This window comes from Nitrosomonas sp. Nm33 (assembly GCF_900107265.1).
GTDB lineage: Bacteria > Pseudomonadota > Gammaproteobacteria > Burkholderiales > Nitrosomonadaceae > Nitrosomonas.
Map to the genome: position 1 here is coordinate 1 of NZ_FNPJ01000129.1, position 3783 is coordinate 3783.

The 3783-nt window shown below is 49.7% G+C and carries 7 protein-coding genes; 2 read left to right on the forward strand and 5 right to left on the reverse strand.

Annotated elements, in window-relative coordinates; genetic code table 11:
* Nucleotides 1-77: 77 nt before the first annotated feature.
* Together BLV54_RS14745 and BLV54_RS17395 are read right to left on the reverse strand one after the other, a co-directional pair.
* Nucleotides 78-827: a transposase gene (locus BLV54_RS14745; protein WP_090572352.1), complete on the reverse strand. Its 750-nt coding sequence runs from the start codon at nucleotides 825-827 to the stop codon at nucleotides 78-80.
* 15 nt (nucleotides 828-842) lie between these two features.
* Nucleotides 843-1376 carry a transposase zinc-binding domain-containing protein gene (locus tag BLV54_RS17395; RefSeq protein ID WP_090572353.1) on the reverse strand — a complete coding sequence of 178 codons (534 nt, stop codon included), beginning with the start codon at nucleotides 1374-1376 and terminating at the stop codon, nucleotides 843-845.
* A 27-nt stretch (nucleotides 1377-1403) separates the two neighbouring features.
* Here BLV54_RS17395 and BLV54_RS14755 point away from each other — a divergent pair, with 27 nt between their 5' ends.
* Complete coding sequence (locus BLV54_RS14755; protein ID WP_090572354.1) at nucleotides 1404-1598, forward strand: hypothetical protein; 195 nt, start codon at nucleotides 1404-1406, stop codon at nucleotides 1596-1598.
* A gap of 38 nt (nucleotides 1599-1636) precedes the next feature.
* Here BLV54_RS14755 and BLV54_RS14760 read toward each other — a convergent pair whose 3' ends face one another.
* Nucleotides 1637-1837, reverse strand: coding sequence for a DUF488 domain-containing protein (locus BLV54_RS14760; RefSeq protein ID WP_090572355.1), 201 nt, complete (start codon nucleotides 1835-1837; stop codon nucleotides 1637-1639).
* Here BLV54_RS14760 and BLV54_RS14765 point away from each other — a divergent pair.
* Nucleotides 1836-2891 carry an isoaspartyl peptidase/L-asparaginase family protein gene (locus BLV54_RS14765; RefSeq protein ID WP_218132431.1) on the forward strand — a complete coding sequence of 352 codons (1056 nt, stop codon included), beginning with the start codon at nucleotides 1836-1838 and terminating at the stop codon, nucleotides 2889-2891. The genes BLV54_RS14760 and BLV54_RS14765 overlap by 2 nt on opposite strands.
* Nucleotides 2892-3116: 225 nt before the next feature.
* On the opposite strand, the gene BLV54_RS16305 is transcribed toward BLV54_RS14765, so the two are convergent.
* On the reverse strand, nucleotides 3117-3476 hold the full coding sequence (locus tag BLV54_RS16305; RefSeq protein WP_176969804.1) for a hypothetical protein: 360 nt from the start codon (nucleotides 3474-3476) through the stop codon (nucleotides 3117-3119).
* A 157-nt stretch (nucleotides 3477-3633) separates the two neighbouring features.
* Entirely contained in the window at nucleotides 3634-3777 is a 144-nt protein-coding gene (locus BLV54_RS17400) for a transposase (protein ID WP_371113308.1), read from the reverse strand.
* Between the last annotated feature and the right edge of the window lie 6 nt (nucleotides 3778-3783).

Consider the following 3783-nt stretch of genomic DNA (forward strand, 5'->3'; position numbering starts at 1 on the left):
GCGAGTAACATCAAAATCTGAAAAACTCATATAAATTACCCCAACAACATGATTTGATGAGTAATTATCCCATCTCATCAGCTAAATTTGTTTCTGACCGTGCAAAGTTCTCTACTTTTGTTTTGCTTGTTGCCAGGAATAATCTCAAAACGAAGCTTCGCGTTTGGCGCGAGCACACCATGGAAACGAATGAGATTGCGCCTTGGCCGGGGAACCAGCGCAGCCAGTCGCTGCATGAATTCCAGAGGTGACATCACGATATGGGTCGTGCCATCCCGATAAGGTGTTTTCAGCATCAACACCACTTGTCCATCCTTATTGCGCGCCAGGCGTTCTTCGGCAATTGCGGGCCGGATAATGTAGCGGCACAAGTGTTCCAGTTTGCCACGCTGGTTCATGGCGCAGCGTACGCTGGCATGCAGACTGAAGCCGTGGGCGTTGGCACAGTACGCCTGGCTTGACTGAGGCTGTTGTGTGCTTTGCGTGGACAAGGTCTTCAACATCAATACCTTTTGTCCTGCCCGTGGACCCAGTGCGATCCGATAGGTGCAGGCCGCCGATTGCAGCGGGGCTAAAGCGGTATCCGCTTCCATGTCGGCGAGAAAAGTCATACCCTCCTCCTCAATGAGCGCGCCGTGGCGGGTCAATGCTTTCATGATACGTTGGATGATCTGGTCAAGCAGTGTCTGCAGTTGTTCAGCTGTCGGTGAGCGTACGCCATGGAACGCCGGTACGCCGTCCTGCATGTGATAGACGCCATCAGGTACCAGACAATGCAGGTGGATGTTGAGATTGGCTGCCGAACCAAAATGCTGAATCAGCGTGATCGACCGCTTTGTGCATCACGTCGCTTGAATCCTGCCTGTTTGATCAGAAAAGTGGAAATGGCGCGCGAAATGACTTGCAATACCGGCGAGAGTAGTTGTGGATGGGCCGCGAATAGAACTCGCAGCGGAATCGGCAATGAAAGCACCCATTGCCGCATGGGTACATTGGGAATGACATGATCGACCAGGTGAAGCAGCCGTCTGCGCCATGCGCCGTCCCCCGTACGAAGGACAGAAACCTCGCCGTTTGCAGGAAAAGGCAACCAGTTTTTCATGGCTGCAGTCAGCACAGCGCAGGCGCAGAAAGCCATGCGCTAAAATGCCACATTCAAGAAACGCATCGAACTCGTCTTTGACAAAATCGGGCAAGCCCGAACCGGTTTCCGTCTCAACTTGTGCAAAGAAGGTCTCAATGTGTTCTTGTACCAATTGGTACAGGGTGGTCTCTTCCGGTCGGTGTCGCTCATAGTGAATGCGTTTCCCAGCATCCGTGTGGTGAGCGGATGCGTGTAGATTCTCTTGTGGGTTGCGGTGCGCAGCCGTTGACATGATCTCTGAGAGTGATGTTCGTTCTCAATGTATCGACTTCTCGGGCCAGGCCTTGAGCTGCTAATTCACTCTGACGAAAAAGGACGTCTATTTCCCCTTTTCGCTAGCGCTGCCAGCAATAAAACAAGTGGCAAGCCGAGCTCGGAATTCATCAATGAAGATGAGTTGGTGGAAGTAACGCCACAATCCAGCCTGCGCAAAAAATTGTTAACCAAAAACTAAAGAAAACGCGCATCCATGGATGCGAAATAAGTCCGCTCTCAGGGCATGTAATAGTATTCAATTTCCTTCTTACTTAGAAATTCTGCGAGCGCCTTCTTGTTATATTGCGGATTAAACCTGCTTGCAGCCAGGCTGCGCACATCTATCAGGCAATCCACGCCATAGCTCTTTAGCAGTTCCAGGAAATAAGGCGCAGGATGTGTTGAATGTCCTACTGTATAAATGATCTTCCCCTCCATGCCGCAAATTTCCTGCTTTTTAGCCAATCATGCGCCAAACTTTTATTATTTTTGGTTAAAGCATAATATGAATTCGAGAAGAAAATTCATTAAAAGGTCGGCGGCTTTGTCGGCACTGGTAATTACGGGAGTTCCCGGACTTGGAAAAAACCTGGAGGAAAATTTTACGGATCAGGCAGGAAAAAAGCCAGTGGTCATCTCCACCTGGGATCACGGACTGGCGGCTAATGCGGAAGCCTGGAAAATTCTGAATTCCCGAGGAAAAGCCCTGGACGCAGTGGAAAAAGGCGTGATGGTAACGGAAGATGATTTTTCGAATTTAAGCGTTGGGCTTGGTGGTTTGCCTGACCGTGAAGGCATAGTGACGCTGGACGCCAGCATTATGGATGAGAACGGCAGATGTGGTGGCGTGGCTTTCCTCGAGAGAATTAAACATCCTGTCTCAGTAGCGCGGATGGTGATGGAAAAAACGCCGCATGTATTGATGGTTGGATCTGGCGCGCAGAAGTTTGCATTAGAGAACGGATTCAAGCTGGAGCCAAAAAAATTATCTCCCGCAGCTGAAAAAGCGTACAAGGAGTGGTTGAAGAGAAGCGAGTACAAACCAAAAGCCAATATTGAAAATCACGATACTATTGGCATGGTGGCCATTGATGCTGTGGGCAATCTTTCGGGATCGTGCACTACGAGCGGCCTCGCTTACAAAATGCGCGGACGTGTAGGTGACTCGCCCATCATTGGCGCCGGCATGTATGTAGACAATGAAGTGGGCGCTGCCTGCGCTACTGGCGTTGGAGAAACTGTGTTGAGAATATGTGGTTCTTATCTTGTGGTTGAATTAATGCGGCAAGGCTTATCTCCCATGGACGCTTGTAAAAAAGCCATAGAGCGGCTAGTTGTCAAAAATCTGAATTATCGCGAGGTGCAGGTTGGTTTTCTGGCACTGAACAAAAAAGGGGAGCACGGCGCTTTCGCGGTGCAGAAAGGATTTACCTATGCTCTGGCCGACAGCGGCGGAAATAAAATGTTTGACTCGGATTATTTTCTTCGCTGATGATGTATAGGAACAATAAATGCACTTTTTCATGAGAACCGAATGTACCAAGGAACAGTTTGGTCGTCAACCTGACCGGAAAGTCATCCAAAATTCGCAAAATTTGTCTTTGATCAGCAGCAAAAAGTGTTGGTTCTGGCCCATTTTTTTACCCTTCACGCAAAAGACGCCCAGGGGGACGTCAGTGCATTCAGGGAATGCGCTGAAAAGATGGGCTTGGTTCTCTCAGACAGACCCGAAAGGATCGAAGACCTGCACAGGTGCTCTGGGTGGCGCTCGGGAGAGCAAGCCGAGATGGTCAAGAATTTTAGTGATTGAACCGGATTCCAGGATGGCGGCGATGATTTTCAGGGTTCCACCGCAATGCGGGCAGTGCTCAATGTCAATATCGAACACCCGTTTAAGCAAACGTGCCCAGCTGATACGCACCGAGGCCGGGGGATGCGGCACATCGTCATTCGTATCGGATACATTACTTTTCTTTTGCTTGTTGCCAGGAATAATCTCAGAACGAAGCTTCGCGTTTGGCGCGCCAGCGACAACTTTGCCACCCGCCATGCACTCAACCAGGCGTGCATTCTCCATAAAAAAAATCGCTCATTTCGGGCGCTGTCGTACGTTTCGATGGGCAAGTTCCGGTATTTGACCTGCGTAAAGCCAACAACCCCTGCTATCCCCCATGGCAAGAAATATCAACTGAAAGTTAGTCAATTAACGTGAGTTCGACATAAGAATCACAACCCTACAAGTGGAAGAGCTTGAGTGAATCTGATATTAAGTGAAGGTTTCTTCTCGCGTGCACACCCTGTTCCCAGAGCTGCTCAAAGAGTGCTTGGGAAATATAGCCCCGGTCACCAAAGAGCTTCCCAAATAAGGAGTGTGCCAGCTCCGG